At 80.7% G+C, this 520-nt stretch carries 1 pseudogene; it reads right to left on the minus strand.

Annotated elements, in window-relative coordinates:
* Positions 1–520 (minus strand): annotated as a pseudogene (locus CCN29_RS32855) (hypothetical protein); the annotation flags it as partial.

The raw sequence follows: 520 nt of genomic DNA on the forward strand, positions 1-520 counted from the left end.
GGCCGCCGACCAGGCCGGGCCGGTCCGAGGAGCCGCCGTCGTCGCCGCCGGGCGTGCCGCCCCCGCTGCCGCCGGAGCCGCCCGAGGTCGGGCCCGCGGTGGTGCTCGGCGCCTCACCCTCCGGGGAGGACTCCTGGGCCGGGGCCTGCCCGGTGCTGCCCTGGGTCTGGGTGGGCGCCCCGGTGGCGGCGCCCGCGCCCTGGGTGGCGCCGGGGGTGCCGCCGGCCCCGGCGGACGGGCTCGCCGAGCGGGAGGCGGCCTCCTCGGGCGAGTCGGAGGCGGACGGCGTCCCCTTCTTCCCCTTGTCCTTCCGCTCGCCGGACTCCTCCGGCAGCGGCGATCCGGGCAGGTTGTTGCGCGGCGCCTCGCCGGGGCCGNNCAGCATGCTGAACCCGCACACCACGAACGTGACGAGCGCCCCGCGGCGCAGCACGTAGCGGCGCAGGTCCCAGATGTCCGCGCGCGGCCCGAGCCGCCGCCAGGCCCGGCCGGCGAGGCTCCCGTCGACGGAGTAGACGGG

Source organism: Streptomyces pseudogriseolus (assembly GCA_002154585.1).
In the GTDB taxonomy this organism is placed as follows: Bacteria; Actinomycetota; Actinomycetes; order Streptomycetales; family Streptomycetaceae; genus Streptomyces; species Streptomyces pseudogriseolus.